This is a genomic window from Streptomyces sp. NPDC031554 (genome assembly GCF_055580685.1).
On the sequence record NZ_JBVIKX010000006.1, the window covers coordinates 318,207 to 334,593 of the forward strand.

15 protein-coding genes are annotated in these 16,387 nt (G+C 73.7%); 7 read left to right on the forward strand and 8 right to left on the reverse strand.

Annotated elements, in window-relative coordinates; all coding sequences use genetic code 11:
• Nucleotides 1-3: 3 nt before the first annotated feature.
• The 3 genes from ACZ5FU_RS18750 to ACZ5FU_RS18760 form a co-directional block, all read right to left on the reverse strand.
• A complete protein-coding gene (locus ACZ5FU_RS18750; RefSeq protein WP_451527868.1) occupies nt 4-627 on the reverse strand; it encodes a cytochrome b/b6 domain-containing protein in 624 nt (207 codons plus the stop codon).
• A complete protein-coding gene (locus tag ACZ5FU_RS18755) occupies nt 611-1,336 on the reverse strand; it encodes a molybdopterin-dependent oxidoreductase (protein ID WP_451779670.1) in 726 nt (241 codons plus the stop codon). Before ACZ5FU_RS18755 ends, ACZ5FU_RS18750 begins: the two co-directional genes overlap by 17 nt.
• A gap of 143 nt (nt 1,337-1,479) precedes the next feature.
• Nucleotides 1,480-2,586 carry a hypothetical protein gene (locus ACZ5FU_RS18760; RefSeq protein ID WP_451527866.1) on the reverse strand — a complete coding sequence of 369 codons (1,107 nt, stop codon included), beginning with the start codon at nt 2,584-2,586 and terminating at the stop codon, nt 1,480-1,482.
• 440 nt (nt 2,587-3,026) lie between these two features.
• Between ACZ5FU_RS18760 and ACZ5FU_RS18765 the strand changes: the two genes are divergently transcribed.
• The 4 genes from ACZ5FU_RS18765 (at nt 3,027) to ACZ5FU_RS18780 (ending at nt 5,356) form a co-directional block, all read left to right on the forward strand.
• Nucleotides 3,027-3,920: a DMT family transporter gene (locus ACZ5FU_RS18765; protein WP_469045553.1), complete on the forward strand. Its 894-nt coding sequence runs from the start codon at nt 3,027-3,029 to the stop codon at nt 3,918-3,920.
• Between the two features lie 159 nt (nt 3,921-4,079).
• Complete coding sequence (locus ACZ5FU_RS18770) at nt 4,080-4,628, forward strand: NUDIX hydrolase (protein WP_451527864.1); 549 nt, start codon at nt 4,080-4,082, stop codon at nt 4,626-4,628.
• Nucleotides 4,629-4,638: 10 nt separating this feature from the next.
• Nucleotides 4,639-5,031, forward strand: a complete 393-nt coding sequence (locus ACZ5FU_RS18775; RefSeq protein WP_451527863.1) for a YidH family protein — start codon at nt 4,639-4,641, stop codon at nt 5,029-5,031.
• Nucleotides 5,032-5,035: 4 nt separating this feature from the next.
• A complete protein-coding gene (locus tag ACZ5FU_RS18780; protein WP_451779665.1) occupies nt 5,036-5,356 on the forward strand; it encodes a DUF202 domain-containing protein in 321 nt (106 codons plus the stop codon).
• A gap of 135 nt (nt 5,357-5,491) precedes the next feature.
• Here ACZ5FU_RS18780 and ACZ5FU_RS18785 read toward each other — a convergent pair whose 3' ends face one another.
• Entirely contained in the window at nt 5,492-6,439 is a 948-nt protein-coding gene (locus ACZ5FU_RS18785) for an NADP-dependent oxidoreductase (protein WP_451527861.1), read from the reverse strand.
• Nucleotides 6,440-6,752: 313 nt separating this feature from the next.
• Here ACZ5FU_RS18785 and ACZ5FU_RS18790 point away from each other — a divergent pair, with 313 nt between their 5' ends.
• Together ACZ5FU_RS18790 and ACZ5FU_RS18795 are read left to right on the forward strand one after the other, a co-directional pair.
• A complete protein-coding gene (locus ACZ5FU_RS18790) occupies nt 6,753-7,775 on the forward strand; it encodes a phosphotransferase family protein (RefSeq protein WP_451527860.1) in 1,023 nt (340 codons plus the stop codon).
• A gap of 4 nt (nt 7,776-7,779) precedes the next feature.
• Nucleotides 7,780-8,994 carry an acyl-CoA dehydrogenase family protein gene (locus ACZ5FU_RS18795; RefSeq protein ID WP_451779659.1) on the forward strand — a complete coding sequence of 405 codons (1,215 nt, stop codon included), beginning with the start codon at nt 7,780-7,782 and terminating at the stop codon, nt 8,992-8,994.
• 209 nt (nt 8,995-9,203) lie between these two features.
• Here the strand turns inward: ACZ5FU_RS18795 and ACZ5FU_RS18800 are convergent, their stop codons facing one another.
• The 4 genes from ACZ5FU_RS18800 to ACZ5FU_RS18815 all read right to left on the reverse strand — a co-directional run bounded on the left by ACZ5FU_RS18800 (nt 9,204) and on the right by ACZ5FU_RS18815 (nt 15,521).
• Nucleotides 9,204-9,797 (reverse strand): TetR/AcrR family transcriptional regulator, encoded by a 594-nt coding sequence (locus ACZ5FU_RS18800; RefSeq protein WP_451531381.1) that lies wholly within the window; start codon nt 9,795-9,797, stop codon nt 9,204-9,206.
• A 25-nt stretch (nt 9,798-9,822) separates the two neighbouring features.
• Complete coding sequence (locus ACZ5FU_RS18805; protein WP_469045554.1) at nt 9,823-11,490, reverse strand: class I adenylate-forming enzyme family protein; 1,668 nt, start codon at nt 11,488-11,490, stop codon at nt 9,823-9,825.
• Entirely contained in the window at nt 11,487-12,251 is a 765-nt protein-coding gene (locus ACZ5FU_RS18810; protein WP_451531379.1) for an SDR family oxidoreductase, read from the reverse strand. The genes ACZ5FU_RS18805 and ACZ5FU_RS18810 overlap by 4 nt, the downstream gene beginning before the upstream one ends.
• A 483-nt stretch (nt 12,252-12,734) precedes the next feature.
• Nucleotides 12,735-15,521: a penicillin acylase family protein gene (locus ACZ5FU_RS18815; RefSeq protein ID WP_451531377.1), complete on the reverse strand. Its 2,787-nt coding sequence runs from the start codon at nt 15,519-15,521 to the stop codon at nt 12,735-12,737.
• Between the two features lie 232 nt (nt 15,522-15,753).
• Between ACZ5FU_RS18815 and ACZ5FU_RS18820 the strand changes: the two genes are divergently transcribed.
• On the forward strand, nt 15,754-16,359 hold the full coding sequence (locus ACZ5FU_RS18820; RefSeq protein WP_451531376.1) for a hypothetical protein: 606 nt from the start codon (nt 15,754-15,756) through the stop codon (nt 16,357-16,359).
• Nucleotides 16,360-16,387 lie beyond the last annotated feature (28 nt).

A 16,387-nucleotide genomic window follows, 5' to 3' on the forward strand; every position in this document is an offset into this window, starting at 1 on the left:
CGGTCAGCGGTGCCACAGCGGGTGCTCCCGCTCGGCCCAGTCCGGGTTCACCGATCCGGTGCGCATGCCGCGGCGGGCCTCCGGATCGCCGAGGGCCATGCCGATGTGGCCGGCCAGGACGACGCCGACGGCCAGGGCCAGCCAGTCGTGCACGAAGGTCGCACTGGTCCGCCACACGAGCGGGGTCAGGTGGGTGAACCACATGAGCAGCCCGGTGCCGAGCATCACCACCGCGGCCCCGGCGATCCACGCGGCGTAGACCTTCTGGCCCGCGTTGAACTTGCCCGCCGGCCTGGACTCCCGCCGCCGGTCGCGGCGCAGGGCCGCGCGCAGCCAGCGGCGGTCGTGCGGGCCGAAGCGGTTGAGGCGGCCGAGGTCGGCGCGGAACGCGCGGGAGACGAGGCCGGCCAGGACGGGGGCGGGCAGGGCGAGGCCGGTCCACTCGTGGACCCGGACGACCAGCTCGCGGCGCCCGACGAGCTGCGCGAGCTGGGGGACGTAGAGGAAGGCCGCCGTCAGCACGCACACGGCCATGAGCAGGGCGGTCGCGCGGTGCACGAGGCGTTCGGCCGGGCTGAAGCGGCGGATCCGGGCCGGGGCGGGCGGCGCGTCAGTTCGTGGGCTCATCGTCCCGCCCGTTCGAACGGCCCACCCAGGCGTCGACGTCGTAGCCGCGCCTCTCCCAGTAGCCGGTCTCCACCTTCTCGGTGACGGTGATGCCCGAGAGCCACTTGGCGGACTTGTAGAAGTACATGGGTGCCACGTACAGGCGGACCGGGCCGCCGTGCTCGTGGCCGAGGTCCTCGTCCCGCATGCGCAGGGCGACCAGGACGTCGGGGCGGCGGGCCTGGGCGAGGGTGAGGCTCTCGGTGTAGGTGCCGTCGAAGCAGGTGAAGCGGACGGCGCCGGCGCGTGCGCGCACTCCGGCCGCGTCGAGCAGGACCGACAGCCGTACGCCCTCGAAGGGCGTCTCGGGCACCCGCCAGCCGGTGACGCACTGGACGTCCCTGACCACGCGGGTCTGCGGCAGCGCCCTCAGGCCGGCCAGGGTGTGGACGGCGGGCCGGTCGACCAGGCCGTCGACGGTCAGGCGGTAGTTCCCGGCGTTCCGGTGCGGTACGGAGGAGGCCACCGAGTAGTAGCGGAAGCCGCCCCCGTTGGGGAGCAGGTCGGTGAGGCCGGTGGGGTCCTTGTCGGCGGCGCGGCCCAGGAAGTCCTCCAGGCCGCGCTGGAGGTCGGGGGCGGCGACGACGCCGAGGGCGCCCAGGCCGAGCATGCCGAGGAAGACGCGGCGGCCGACGGGGGTGCCGCGCTCCTCGGGCGGTTCGGAATTCACTCCTCCATTCGAGCACCTGGGGGCCGGGCGGGGCCAGGGAGGCGGGTCGGCCGTCAGGATTCCGTCATCGTTCTCGGGGTTTCCGGGTTTCCGGGTTCCCGGGTTTCCGGCGTGCCGGGGGCGTCCCGCTTCCTCACCTCATGTCATCTTCGCGGCCGTTCCTGGCCCAGCGCCGCCGTCCGGGCCGCGCGGAAGGCGGCGTACGGGTCGCGGTCGGGGTAGGACCAGGGGGCGGGGGTGACGTGGTCGCCGATACGGCGGAAGAGGGCGGCGGCCTCGGCGGGCAGGCCCTCGCAGAACTTGGCGTGGGCGAGGAAGTTCAGGTCGACCAGACGGCGGGGGTGGTCGTCGTGCTCCCACTCCAGCCACCAGTCGAAAGCCGCCTTCATCACGTCGGCGGCCCGGTGGTCGCGCCAGTGCAGGGCGGTCGTCGGGTCGGCGGGGGCGTGGCCGCGGACGGCCAGGGCCCGGTAGCGCTCGGCGTGCGCGACGATCGGGAGGATGGCCAGCGGGGAGTCGGCGGGTGCCTGCTCGGCCGCCCAGGCGGCGAAGTCGTACACCTCGTGCAGCGGGTCCGGGCCCGCGTCGGCGCGACGCTCGGCCAGCAGGGCGACCATCAGGTGGTGGGCGTGGTGGTGGTCGCGGTGACGGGCCCGGATCTCCTCGAAGAACCGGACGGCGTCAGCGGTGCCCTCGCGTTCCAGCATCAGCAGGCCGAGCCAGGGCGTGGGGTCGGCGGGCGCCGCCGCGGCGGCGGCCCGGCAGGCCGCGCGGGCGGCGGCCGGGGTCTCCCCGCCGCGCAGGGCGCGCGCGACCAGGGCCAGGGCGAGCAGCACCGAGGCGTCGGCGGAGCCGGGCTCGGCCGCCAGCCACTCCTGGGCCGAGGCGGCGGCGTGCGGTTCGAGGGCGAGGACGGTGACGCGGTGTCCGCGCCGGTCCCAGTCGTCGCCGGTGCGGGCGAGCAGCGAGCGGACGGCCTGCCGGCGGCCCCGGGCCGGCACGGCGCGGGCGGAGGCCAGCTCGGCGTCGTCGAGCGCCGCGTGACCGGGCTCGGCGTGACCGGGCGCCGCGTGACCGGGCGCCGCGTGACCGGGCTTGGCGTGACCGGGCTCGACACGGTCGAACGCGGCCTCGTCGAGCGCGGCGGCGCCGAACGCGGCGCGGGCCGTCGCGGCGTCGTCGAGCGCCGCGCCGGCGGTCGTGGCCGGACGCTGCCGGCTCCGGGCCGGGGACAACGGGGGTCGGGGCACCGCGGGACTTCCTCATCCTCCTCGGTGACGGGCCGGGCAGGCGGCCGCACACGTCCGGGGGCGGCGGGCCCGTCATCGGCCCGCAATCGACCGATCACCCACAGCAAACCCCCGGTCGGCGCCCACCGTCAAGCGCCGCAGTCACATGACGGACGTCAACTCCTGTCACCGACAGGGAACTTGGCCGGTCTCGCGGCTGGTCACGGCGGGGCCGCGGCGACGGATGTGGCGTACGCCATGGCGCGGCCCGCTCCGGTCCCGCAGCATGGCGGTACGGTCGCTCCGCGCCGCCCCCGGTGCCGCGACCGCGTGGGGCGCCCCGTGAGCGGGCACTCGCCGAGGTACACATTCCCGGGCACTCCGGGGCGCCGGGAGCGCCAGGAGGCTACAGTCGGTCACTACACACCCCGTGGCCCGACCCGATGATCGAGGTACACAGCGTGTCGGTTCTGGTTCTGGTTCTCGCCGTGAGCGCCGCCTGCTGCCTGGGCTTCGGATTCGTCCTCCAGCAGAACGTGGCCCGGGAGGCGCCCCTCGGCGACTTCCTCTCGCCCCGGCTGCTGCTCGACCTGATGCGCGTGCCGCGCTGGCTCGGCGGCATCGGGCTGATGGTGGCCGGCATGGCGCTCGGCGCCGCCGCCCTCGGGCAGGGCGAGCTGTCCCTGGTCGAGCCGCTCCTCGCGACGAACCTGCTGTTCGCCCTGGCCCTGTCCCGCCACCAGACCAGACAGCCGCTGGGCCGACAGGGCTGGGCGGGCCTGCTGCTGCTCGCGGGCGGGGTGAGCGCGTTCATCGTGGCGGGCGAACCGCGCGGCGGCACGGCACTCTCCGACCCGCTGCGGCAATGGCTGATCATCGGCGTGATGGCCGGACTGGCCCTGACGCTCACCGCCTGCGCCAAGCGCTCCCGGCTGTCCGCCGCCCCGGTGCTGCTGGCCCTCGCGGCCGGACTGCTCTACGGCGTCCAGGACGCCCTGACCCGCATCAGCGGGGAACGCTTCTCCGAGGGCGGCCTCGTCGGACTGCTCACCGGCTGGGAGCCGTACGCCGTGCTGGCGCTCGGGGTGACCGGGCTGGTGCTGGTGCAGAGCGCGTTCGAGGCGGCGCCGCTGCGGATGTCGCTGCCCGCGCTGACCGCCGCCCAGCCGCTGGCCGGGATCATCTGCGGGGTGGGTTTCCTCGGGGACCGGCTGCGCACCGACGCGGGTGCGCTGGCCTGGGAGGCGGCGGGGCTCGCGGCGGTCGTCGTCGGCATCATGCTGCTCGGGCTGCACCCGGCGATGCCGCAGGGCGCGGCCCCGCGCGAGCGGGTGCCCGACCTCCAGCCGCTCTGACCCCCGGCTGCTCCGCCCTCCAGCCGCTGCGGCCCCCGGCCGCTGCGCTCCCTGGCGGTTCCGGCCTCCGGCGGCTCCGCCTCGCCGGCCGGACCGCCGTCCGCTCTTGCGGCCGGTCCACCCGCCCGCCTTCGCGCCCGTCCCTGCTTGGATGGGCGGATGAGCGCTTCTGACGAGATCCTCGACGTCGTCGACGAGCACGACCGGGTGGTGGACCGCCTGCCGCGCGGGCAGGTGTACGCCCGGGGCCTGCGCCACCGGTGCGTCTTCGTCCGGGCCCGGGACGCCGAGGGCCGCCTCTTCGTCCACCGCCGCACCCCCACCAAGCTGGTCTTCCCCTCGCTCCACGACATGTTCGTCGGCGGGGTGGTCGGCGCGGGCGAGAGCTACGACGACGCGGCCCTGCGCGAGGCCGAGGAGGAACTCGGCGTGAACGGCCTGCCGCGTCCGGAGTTCCTCTTCAAGTTCCTCTACGACGGCGGCGCCCGCGGGAGCTGGTGGTCGGCCGTGTACGAGGTGCGCTGCGACCTGCCGGTGAACCCCCAGGCGGAGGAGGTCGCCTGGCACGCCTTCCTCACCGAGGAGGAGGTCGAGCGCCGGCTGCGCGACTGGGAGTGGGTGCCGGACGGTCTCGCCGCGTACGAACGGCTCAGGGCGTCGCGGGCGGCGGACCGAGGCGCGGCGGGCACGCGGACGGACGCCGGGTAGGGTCCGCCGGGTGAGCGAGTTCGTGCGGAACGTCCGGCTGTGGTTCGCGCCCGAAGGGGTCCGGCAGGAGGGGGTGACGCCCGACTACCGGTTCTCGCTGGCCAACGAGCGCACCTTCCTGGCCTGGCTGCGGACCGCGCTGGCGCTGATCGGCGGCGGGTTCGCGGTGGACCAGTTCCTGCCGGACCTGCGCTGGGGCTGGCGGGTGGGGCTGGCCCTGGCGCTGCTGGCGGCGGGCGTGCTGTGCGCCCTGCGGGCGGTGAACCACTGGGTGCGCTGTGAGCGGGCCATGCGGCGGGGCGAGGACCTGCCGGTGTCGCGCTTCCCCGCGCTGCTCGGCGTCGTCGTCGCCGTGGTGGCCGTGGCGATGGTCGTCGTCGTGCTGCTCGGGTGGGAGGGATGACCGGGTGGGAGGGGTGACCGGCGACCGCGATCCGGGGCTCCAGCCGGAGCGGACCCGGCTCGCCTGGCGGCGTACGACGCTGTCGGTCACCGTGGCCGCCGTGCTCGGGGCGAAGGTGGCGCTGCAGGGCGGCGCGTCGGTGCCCGCGGTCGCCGGGTGCGCGGCGTGCTGCCTGCTCTGGCTGGTTCTCCTCGTCCTGGCCCACCGCCGCATCCGCGTGCTCGCGTCGGCGGCGGCGCCCCCGGCCCTTGACCCCCGGCACGCCGCCGCGGCGGCGCTGTGCACGGTGGCGCTGGCGGTGTGCGCGGTGGCACTGGTGGTGTGAGCCGCGGGGCGGCCGGGGCCGCGCAGCCGAAACCGCGGGGCGAGGACCTCGGGGGCGTGTTTCGAAAGTGGCGTCGCCGGACCGGGGGCGCCCCCTCCGGGGGAGGGACCTTCGCAACACGCCCTGGGCCGGGGCTCAGTCCTGCGTCTCGTCCGGCCATGGCACCGTCACCGCGATCTTTCCGCGGGTGCGGCCCTCCTCGTTGCGGCGGTAGGCCTCCGCCGCCCGTTCCAGGGGGAACGTCTCCGACACGTGGACCGACACCACGCCCTGTTCGGCCAGTTCCGCCAGACGGGTGAGGTCCTCGGCGTCGGGGCGCACGAAGGAGTAGCGGCCGCCGTACTCGACGACGTCGCCGTCGGCGATCGACACCAGCCGGCCCTCGGGGGCCAGCAGGTTCGCGGAGGTCTTCAGGGTGTCCCCGCCGACCGTGTCGAAGACCGCGTCCACGCCCTCCGGGGCGAGGCCCCGCACCCGTTCGGCCAGGCCCTCGCCGTAGGCCACGGGCTCACCGCCCAGGGAGCGCACGTGGTCGTGGTTGGCCTCGCTCGCCGTGCCGATCGCGCGGGCGCCCAGATGGCGGGCGAGCTGCACGGCGACGGAGCCGACACCGCCGGCCGCCGCGTGGATCAGGACGGTCTCGCCGCGCCTGACCCGCAGGGCCTTGTGCAGGACCTGGTAGGCGGTGAGGCCGGCCAGCGGCAGGCCCGCGGCTTCCTCCCAGGTGAGGTTGCGCGGCTTGCGGGCGAGGGTGCGTACCGGGGCGGCGACGTACTCGGCGAAGGTGCCGCGGGAGAGGAAGTCCTCGCGGACGTAGCCGATCACCTCGTCGCCGACCGAGAACTCGGTGACCGCCGCGCCCGGCCGGACGACGACGCCGGAGACGTCCCATCCGGGGATCACGGGGAAGACCGCGTCCAGGACGCCGTCGAGGTGGCCCTCCCGGCACTTCCAGTCGACGGGGTTGACGGCGGCCGCCCGCACCTTGACCAGCACGGTGTCGGGGCCGACCTTGGGGTCGCGGACCTCCCCGTACTCGAGGACCTCGGGACCGCCGTACCGGCTGTAGCTGATGCCCTTCATGGCACCGACCCTCCGGGGTGTCCGCACGCCGCGCAAGCCGGGTGTCCGGGCGTGCGTCGCTGCGACCACGTCGGCCACCCGCGCGTCCCGACGGCGTCCTCCCCCGGCCGGCGGTCTCCGCCCGGTCCGGCGACCGTTCCCCGGGGGCTCCCCGGGGGCTCCCCGGGGGCTCCCCGGGGGCTCCCCGGGGGCCGCCGGGGAGGGCTGTCGCCCTGTCGTGGCCCCGATCACTTCGGGTGCTCCCTCTGGACGTACATACCGACCGGTCGGCATCATGGGGCGGGTTCCCGTCCCCCGCCCGTAGGAGCGATGTATGACCTCCGACCACCCGCCCGGACTCGACCTCGACCGGCTGCGCGTCCTGCTCGACCGTGAGCGTCCCGGCCTGGTCGACGGGCCCCTCACCGGCCGGCTGATCGAGGGCGGACGGTCGAACCTGACCTACGCGGTCACCGACGGCGGTTCCCGGTGGGTCGTCCGGCGGCCCCCGCTCGGCCACGTGCTGGCCACCGCGCACGACATGCGGCGCGAGCACCGGGTGATCGCAGCCCTGCACCCGACCAGCGTGCCGGTGCCGCGTCCGGTGCTGCTGTGCGAGGACGAGGAGGTGCTGGGAGCTCCCTTCTACGTGATGGAGTTCGTCGAGGGCACCCCGTACCGCACGGCCGACCAGCTGCTCCCGCTCGGCCCGGAGCGCACCCGCGGCGCGGTGCTGTCGCTCGTGGACACCCTGGTGGCACTGCACGCGGTGGACCCGGCCGCGGTGGGCCTCGCCGACTTCGGCCGCCCCGAGGGCTTCCTCGACCGGCAGCTGCGCCGCTGGGGCAAGCAGCTGGACGCCTCCCGCAGCCGCGACCTGGCCGGCATCGACGAGCTGCACGCCGCGCTCGGCCGGTCGCTGCCCTCCTCCCCCGCCCCCGCGGTCGTGCACGGCGACTACCGGCTCGACAACGTCCTGATCGGCGAGGACGACACGATCCGGGCGATCCTCGACTGGGAGATGTCGACGCTCGGCGACCCGCTGACCGACCTGGGCCTGCTGGTGATGTACAGCGTGCCGCTGGAGGTCCCGCACTCCCCCGTCTCCACCACCGCCTCGGCCCCCGGGCACCCGTCCCCGGCCGAGCTGATCGAGCGGTACGCCGCGCGCTCGGGGCGCGACGTGTCGGCCGTCTCCTGGTACACGGCGTTCGCCTGGTTCAAGCTCGCCGTGATCCTGGAGGGCATCCACTACCGCTACACGCTGGGCCGGACGGTGGGCCGCGGCTTCGACCGCATCGGCGAGCTGGTCCCCGTCTTCATCCACCACGGTCTGACCACCCTCCAGGAAGGCTGACGCCATGGACTTCGCGTTCGACGCGCGCACCGAGGAACTGCGCGCCAAGCTGCTCGCCTTCATGGACGAGCACGTGTACCCGGCCGAGGCGGTCGCCGAGGAGCAGCGGGCCCTGCTCGCCTCGCCGTGGGAGACCCCGGCGGTGGTGGAGGAGCTGAAGGCCGAGGCCCGCCGCCAGGGGCTGTGGAACCTCTTCCTGCCGGACACCGAGTACGGCGCCGGCCTCACGAACCTCCAGTACGCGCCGCTGGCCGAGATCACCGGCCGCTCCCCGCAGCTGGCGCCGACCGCGCTGAACTGCGCCGCGCCGGACACCGGCAACATGGAGGTGCTCTCGCAGTTCGGCGACGAGCGGCAGCGCAAGCAGTGGCTGGAGCCGCTGCTGGCGGGTGAGATCCGCTCGGCGTTCGCGATGACCGAGCCGGAGGTGGCCTCCTCAGACGCCACGAACATCACCACGCTCATCGAGCGGGAGGGCGACGAGTACGTCGTCACCGGCCGCAAGTGGTACATCTCCGGGGCGATGAACCCGGACTGCAAGATCTTCATCGTGATGGGAAAGACGGACCCCGACGGTCCCGACATCCGCCGCCAGCAGTCCATGGTGCTGGTGCCCCGCGACACCCCGGGGGTGACCGTCGAGCGCGCGATGAAGGTCTTCGGTTACGAGGACCACTACCACGGCGGTCACGCCGAGGTGGTCTTCGACCACGCGCGCGTGCCGGTGACGAACCTGATCGGGGAGGAGGGCGGCGGTTTCGCCATCGCCCAGGCGCGGCTCGGTCCGGGCCGGATCCACCACTGCATGCGGCTGATCGGCATGGCGGAGCGGGCGATCGAGCTGATGTGCCGCCGGGCCGTCTCGCGCGAGGCGTTCGGCAAGGCGCTGGGACAGCAGGGCGTGGTGCACAACTGGATCGCCGACGCGCGCGTGACCGTCGAACAGCTGCGGCTGCTGGTCCTCAAGACGGCCTGGATGATGGACACGGTGGGCAACCGGGGGGCGCACACGGAGATCCAGGCGATCAAGATCGCGACGCCGCGGGCGGTCGTGGACATCATCGACCGGGCGATCCAGCTGCACGGCGCGGGCGGCGTCAGCCAGGACTTCCCGCTGGCCGAGCTGTACGCCGGGGCGCGGACGCTGATGATCGCCGACGGCCCGGACGAGGTGCACCAGCGGTCGCTGGCGCGGCGGGAGCTGAAGAAGTACCGGTGAGGCGACGGGTGGGGGGCGGCCGCCGTGAGCGGCCGCCCCCCACCTGGCCAGGGTCTTTCGTTTGGATCAGGCCGGATCAGGGAGCGGGGTCCGGTGCCGTGGCTCGCAAGGCGGAGGAGGGAGTCAGGGCGGAGCCCTGGCGACCGACGACAACGCGGCGAGGTGCGGCACCGGGGCCCGCGAGCCCGGCCTGATCCAAACGAGAGGCCCTAGGGGCGCAGCGCCCGCAGCAGCAGGTCGGCCAGGTGGTCGGCGACCTCCTGGGGGCTCAGGGGGCCGTCCGGCCGGTACCAGGTCGACAGGTGGTGCACGGACCCGAAGTGGTAGTCCACGATCAGGTCGGCCGGAGTCGCCGTCGAGAAGACACCGCTGCGCTGGCCCTCCTCGATGAGGGCGCGGAACCGCTCGTGGTAGCGGCGGCGCTCGGCGCGGACCTGCTTGTTCTTCTCGGGACCGAGGTGGTGCATCGAGCGGAAGAAGATCGACGCGTCGTCGAGGTTCTCGATCGTCGTGACGACCACGTCGGCCGCGGCACCCCGCAGCCGCTTCTCGATCGGCTCGTCGGCGTTCGCGAAGGCGTCCAGGCGTTCCTGCTGGACGCGCAGCACGCGCGCGTACACCTCGTGCAGGAGGTCGTCCTTGGAGCCGAAGTAGTGGTAGAGCGCCCCCTTGGTGACGCCCGCCGCCTCGACGATCTCCTGGACCGAGGTGCGGTCGTAGCCCCGCTCCGCGAAGAGCCGGGTGGCGGCGGCGAGCAGCCGCTGCGGCACGGGGGTCCCGTCGCCGTCCGTCGTCCTGGGCACTGCCGCCACCTGCCTTCCGTTCGCCTTACCGACCGCTCTGCGGGCGGGAGCGCAGTTCCCGCCGGAGGATCTTCCCACTCGCCGTCTTCGGCAGGTCGGGCAGGATCTCCACCTGCCGCGGGTACTTGTAGGCGGCCAGTCTCTCCTCGCAGTACGCGGCGAGCTCCCCGGGGTCCGTGCCGGCGCCGGGACGCAGGCTGATGTAGGCCTTCACGGTCTCCCCGCGGTACCCGTCGGGCACCCCGACGACGGCCGCCTCGCGCACCGCCGGGTGGGTGTACAGCACGTCCTCGACCTCGCGCGGCCAGACCTTGAAGCCGGACGCGTTGATCATGTCCTTCTTGCGGTCGACGACGTACAGCCAGCCCTGTTCGTCCATGAAGCCGATGTCGCCGGTGCGCAGCTCGCCGCCGGGGAAGGTCTCGGCGGTGGCGTCGGGGCGGCGCCAGTAGCCGGGAACCACCTGGGGACCGCGCACGACGATCTCGCCCTGTTCGCCGAAGGGCACCTCCTCGCCCCGGTCGTCGACGATCCGCACGACCGTGTCGGGGCCCGGCACGCCGACCGCGAGGGTTCCGGAGGCCGGGTCGACGGGCGCCTCCCGGTGGGGCGGGACGGAGGCGCAGGGGGCGGTGCACTCGGTGAGGCCGTAGCCGTTGCGGATGTACGGCCCGAAGCCCGCCCGGAACTTCTCCACCAGGGCCGGCGGCAGCGGGGCGCCGCCGGAGGAGATGTTCACGAAGGAGGCGAAGTGGTCGCGCGTGACGGCCGGGTGGGCGGCCAGCGCCATGAAGGCGGTGGACGGGCCGACCGTGTAGTGCGGGCGGTGCTCGGCGAACGCCTCCAGGACGACGCCCGCCTCGAACCGGTACGTCAGGACGAGCGTGCCGGCGCTGTCGAGGCAGGCGCCGAGCTGGCAGACCATGCCGGTGATGTGGAACAGGGGCGCGAGCGCGTGGTAGACGGGCGCCTCGGGCAGGTGCAGGCCGGTGCGCTGCCGTTCGGCGTTGTACATGATGTTGGCGTGCGTGTTGGTGGCGCCCTTCGGTGCGCCGCTGGTGCCCGAGGTGTAGCTGATCAGGGCGGTGTCGGCGGCGGCCGGGTCGCGGTCGGCGGGCGCCGGGTGTCCGGCGCGGGCGACGGCGGTGAGGTCGTCGGCGTCAGCGGCCCGCGGCAGCCGTTCGAAGCCGAGCACGCGCGTGTCGCCGCGGGTCTGGAAGTCCAGTTCGCAGGCCGTCAGCACGATCCGCACCGACGAGCCGGCGGCGGTCTCGCGCAGGTACGCCTCCCAGGCGCGGTCGGCGCAGATCAGCGCGGCCGCCTCGGCGTCCCGCAGGACGTGGGCGACCTCGCCCGACTTGTACATGGGGTTGACGGGGACGACGATCGCGCCGGCCTTCCACGCGCCCAGCACGGCGAGCACGAAGTGCGGGGAGTTCTGGAGCAGGACGGCGACCCGGTCGCCCCGCTCCAGGCCGCGGGCCGCCAGGTGTCCGGCGACGGAGTCGCTCAGCTCGTCCGCCTCGCGATAGGTGAGACGGCCGTCGAAGTAGGTGAGGAAGGGGCGTTCCGGCGCCTCGGCGGCGGCCCGGCGCAGGGCGTGCACCAGGGAGTCGGCCGGGTCGACGGGGCCGCGCTGGGCCTCGTCGAGGAGGTCCAGCCAGGGCTTGGCGGCGTACCGGGAGGCGGTCATCCGGCGGCCTCCCACTTCTGCTGGATGTGGTTCATGGTGGCCAGCCAGCGGTCGGGGTCACCGGCCCGCGCCCGGTAGTACCCGGCGACCTCGGGGTGCGGCAGGATCAGGAAGCGGTCCTCGGCCATCCCCGCGAAGAGGGCGTCGGCGACGTCCCGCGGCTCGATCGCGGTCGGCCGGAGCACCAGGTCGCCCGCGCTGCCGGTGGCGTCGAGCATGTCGGTGCGCACGCCCTGGGGACAGATGGCGTGGACCTTGATGCCGCGGTGGCGGTAGGTCAGCGACAGCCACTCGGCGAAGGCGTACGCGCCGTGCTTGGTCACGCTGTAGGGCGCGGCGCCGATCATCGTGAGCAGTCCGGCGGCGGAGACGGTGGAGACGAACCGGCCCGAGCCGCGCTCCAGCCAGTCGGGGATCAGGGCGTGTGCCGCGCGGACGTGGGCCATCACGTTGACGTCCCAGGCCAGCGCCCACACCGACTCGTCGGCCGCCTCGGAGCCGCCCGAGCCGACACCGGCGTTGGCGCAGTAGACGTCGACGGTGCCGCCGAGCGCCTCGCGGGCGTCGGTGAGGATCGCGGAGGCGTCGCCCGGCACGGCGGTGCCGCCGATCTCCTCGGCCACGGCCTTCGCCCGGTCCGCGTCGAGGTCGTTGACGACGACCCGCGCCCCCTCGGCGGCGAAACGCCGGGCGAGCGCGGCCCCGATGCCGCCTCCCGCCCCGGTGACGACGACTCCAGCACCTCGAACGGCTTCCACCATCGATCTCCTTCGACCCGGCTCCGGCCTGACTTCCGGCCGCCAGACTAACCGGTCGGTATGTTTCGGGAAAGGGTCGGCGCAGCACGGGTGAGGGGCGTGGGGGCGCGGCCACCGCCCGGCTCCGCGGCGCGGGGAGGCGTGCTTCGCGCCCGCCTCCCCGCGTTCCGGGGAGGACGGCGGGCGGAGTGCGGACCCCGTGCACGAGCGGGACGTCCTCGGCCCGGCCCGCACCGGCAGCACCCCGCTCGTGATCGCGAAGAGGGCCTGGAGCGGCTTCGCCCGGCGCGACGGCGGGCGGATCGACGAGCTCACGGGCTCCGCGCGGGTGCGCACGGCGATCGAGACGGGCAGCCGGGGCCGGACGAGGCGGCGGCGGCCCGGCGGGAGGGGCCGGCCGCCTTCCGGCGGATGCGCCGGGAGCAGCTGCCGTACCGGTGGGCGGGGCGCACGGCGACGTCGTGCGCCCCGGACCGGCCGGGGTGGTCAGCGGTGGGAGGTGAACTCCACGACCTGCTGGTAGGTGGGACGGTTCTGCCAGCTGATGTTGCCGTGCTTGATGCCGCCGAGGGTGCGCTGGACGATCGAGTCGGCGCACCACTGGTTGCCCGCGGCGCACAGCGTGTCGCCGGGGTAGACCTGGGCCGCGGTGCGGCCGGCCGCCTGTTTCAGGGTGGAGAGCAGGACGTCGCGGCAGGCGCCGAGGTCGCCGCCGCCGCAGTAGGCGCGGCCGAGCGCGCCCTGCACCGGCTCACCGAGCACCGCCCGGATGTCCTTGTCGACATAGCTCCACCAGCCGTACTGGAAGGCGCTGCCGGCGTGCGCGCCGGTCGGGCCGTGGGCGGCCGAGGGGCTCTCGTCGACGGGCAGGTTGTCCGTCATGGCGGTGTAGAGCGCGGTGCCGAGGCCGGGTTCGAACTCGGCCTTCACCAGCAGCGGCCACCAGGCGTCGAGGATGCGGACGGCGTCCGCGTCGGCGTACGTCCTCGAACCGGCCGTGGTCTCCGTGCGCCGGCCCCCGGCCGCCAGCCAGGTCCGGAGTCTGGCGACCGCGGCCGAGGCCGTGGTGTCGGTGACCGGGGAGGTGTCGATCACCTTCAGCAGGTCGGGCAGCACGTCCTCGGCGCGCAGATCGGCCAGTGCCGCGTCCGCCATCGCCTTCGTCAGCGACGCCCGCGTGACGCCGCCGGCCCGCACCAGCTTCTTCACCCGGTCCTCCAGCAGGTTGCCGCGGTGCACCGAGCCGTTGCCCCAGGGCGCGGTCGCGTAGTCCTTCGCCTGCTTGTTGTTCCAGGAGATGTAGTAGTCCTGGTCGACGGAGTTGGGGTGCGCCGACGCGGGGGTGTACGCCGCCGTGTTGGCCGTCGGCTGCCAGTCGCGCCACTCGTACGCCGGCCGCGCCCAGACCGGGAACTCGGCGTCGACGCCGCCCGCCCGGACCGGGTTGTCGCCGCTGTTGTAGTAGGCGGTGTGCTCGGAGTCGGCGTAGAACCAGTTGAAGGTGAAGTTGATGTGCTGCACCGCGCTCTGGAAGGACTGCGGTCCGGTGACGTGGGACGGGTCGTTCAGCATCTGGAAGCCGATGATGGAGTCGACCTCGTGCAGGAACGACGAGCGCAGGGTGGTGTAGGCGACCTTCTTGCCGCCGACGGTCGCCCGGTGCTCGACGGGACCGTAGGCGGTGCGCCAGACGCGCATCGTGTACGAACCGGCCGCGGTGCCGTCGGCGGTGGTCGGCTTCCAGGCGTTCTTCTGCTCGATCTTCTCCATCGCCGTGCAGGTGCCGCGGTACAGGTAGTGGTGGTCGTCCTGGCACAGCTCGACGGCGTAGGTGTCGATGATGTCCTGGCCGGAGGTGGTGGCGCTCCAGGCGTAGTCCTGGCCGCGGCCCAGCTCGACGTACATGCTCAGGCCCGCGAAGGAGGCGCCGCGGGCGCTGATGCCGGGACCCTGGATCTCCTGGAGCAGCAGGAGCTGCGGGGCGAAGTAGCCGGTCTGCGGGCCGAAGACGGCGACCGGGTGGCCGCTCGCGGTGTGGTCGCCGCTGACCACGAGGGCGTTGGACATGCCGCGCCGGGCGGAGGCGGTGGCGGCCGCGGCGGCCGTGCCGGAGGCCTCGGCGGCGGCGGTGCCGGACGCGCTGCCCGTGCGGTCGTACACCAGCGGTTCCTCGACCACCGAGCCGGGGTCGGGCAGGGCCTCGCCCTGCGGGTCCTCGGGCCGGACGGCGTAGGGGAAGCTCTTGCCGTCGTGCAGGGTCATGACGGCCTCGGGGTCGTTGCGCTCGCGGAAGGACTCCCAGACCGCGGTGCCCTGTTCGACGCCGTACCTCTCCTGGGCGGCGAGCAGCGAGATCGCGTTGTCGACCTCGCCGCCGCCCCCGGAGCCGAAGAGGGCGCCGATGACCGAGGCGAGCGCCACCAGGTCGGTGATCTTGAAGTGTTCGATGGTGCCCGCGTTGGTGATTGAGTCCTTGTGGCCCGTCAGGACGTATTCACCGGGGAAGTAACGGCCGCTGTCGGAGGCGTCGATGTAGGCGTTGATGCCGGCGAGGTAGGCGTTGGCGTCGTCCAGGGCCTGCCGGCCGCGGGTGCCGTTGGTGGCGACCGCGTTGTCGATCTGGGCCTGGAGGTCCGCCTCGGAATAGGGGGCGTGCCGCCAGAACTGCTGTTCCAGTCCCTGGTTGGAGGGATCTCCGCCCGCGAAGGAGGTGAGCCGGCCCCGGCCGACGTGCCGGAAGACGTCCATGAGCCACAGCCGGTCCTCCGCGGCCGCGTAACCGGCGCCGAACTCGGTGCCGTATCTGGTGGTGCCGGTGATGTGCGGTACGCCCGTCTTCTTGTCGCGGACGATCGTGACGTCGCCGCGGCCCGCGGGCTTGACGGTGGAGGCGACTTGATCGGCGGGGACACCGAAGGACGCGTCGTTGAAGAACGTGTTGATCGTGGAGTTGGTGAGCGTCGGATGACCCTTGGCGAGGTTGGCGTAGGGGCCGAGCTGGTCCTCGGCGTGCGCGGGCTGGATGCCGAAGGCCTGGTTGAGCAGGATCTGGGCCAGCGTGGCGTTGCCGTTCTGGCCGGGCGGCAGGATGTCGGAACACTGGTTTCCGCAGTGATCGTTCGCCGCCGTGACCTCGGCCGCTGCCGCCGCCTGGGAAAGAGGCGACAAAAGTCCGGCAATCAGGGCGCATACGGATGCGGTCTTCAGGAACCCGGGGATTCTGCCGGGAGTTCTCAGTCTGTCCAGTGCGGTGCGGGAGGTTCGCCGGGGCATCGGCAACTCCTAGCGACGGGGGTGGCGGAGAAGTTACCGCCGGTATCCCCGGAGTTGAAGATGAACATGCGTCACTTTTTGGAGTCGCCTCATCCGGCTCGTGGAGGGCATCGGAAAAAGGACGGACGGGAAGGGAGCCGAACCGGGTGGCGACACGTCTATTCGGCGACGTCCGTGCGACGACGCCGAAGTGACCGAAGTGCAGGTGCGAATGTGACGGAGGTGCAAGGCGATGGCCGGTTTCCGGAGTCTGGCGAGACAGGTGCGCGACCCGCGGTGCGATCTGGCACTGCGGCGCTACTCGCTCCGCAAGTGCCTTGAGCGGTTCGCCCCTTACGGGCACAGGGCCACCTGGGACCATCTGTGCTCGCGTGCCGGGTTCGGTCCCGAGGACCGTTCCCCCGATCCGGTGCGGCTCGTGGCCGCGCTGGACGAGCTGGAGGAGGCACGCGCGGTGTGGCTGGCCTACGAGGCCGAGTTCGCCGACCGCCGCAGGAAGGAGAAGCACGACGGGCTGCGCCGGCCCGGCAGTGTGGACGACTGGCACCGGATGACCTGGGGCGGCTTCGGTGTGGCCTGGTGCGACGACCCGCGGGTCCACCCCCGTGAACCGCTGGCCGAGGTGCTGCGCCGGCTGATCGCCGCGCTGGAGCGCGAGCCCGGCTCCGACTGCCCGGTGTGCGGCGGCGAGCAGCTCGTGTGGAGGTACGACCTGGACCACGAACCGTCGTCCGGTCCGGTCTGCGCGGACTGCGGGATACTCGTCCCGCGCCCCGTGCTCACGCCCGAGGCCCTGGCGTACGCCAGGCGCGGACGGCGGCTACTCATGTCGGCCTGACCTCGCGCTCCGGGACGTGAGGTCCCGG